At 52.1% G+C, this 238-nt stretch carries 1 protein-coding gene; it reads right to left on the minus strand.

Translation table 11 applies throughout. The annotated features are described in order from the left end of the window. A partial coding sequence (locus H6A60_RS13605) for a response regulator transcription factor (RefSeq protein WP_500691546.1) occupies positions 1-214 on the minus strand: 214 nt, incomplete at its 3' end. Positions 215-238: the final 24 nt, after the last annotated feature.

A 238-nucleotide genomic window follows, 5' to 3' on the forward strand; every position in this document is an offset into this window, starting at 1 on the left:
CCGTTCTTTCGGTAACACCAATGGTTTCGGCAATCAGTGCGTTGGACAAACCTTTTCCGACCATGACTGCAACCTGCGCTTCAGCCTTTGTAAGCGTCTTCCATTGGGAAGCAAGAGAAGCTGCATAAGCTTCTTCTTTACGCCGAGCCCAATCATCGGCAGTCGCAAGCGTGATGGCTTCGAGCAGCTTTTCGGTCTTTGGCGGCTTGACCAAAAATGTTCTGGCCCCTCTTCGGAC

Origin of the sequence: Sutterella massiliensis, assembly GCF_016899755.1 — a bacterium.
Lineage (GTDB): Bacteria > Pseudomonadota > Gammaproteobacteria > Burkholderiales > Burkholderiaceae_F > Sutterella > Sutterella massiliensis.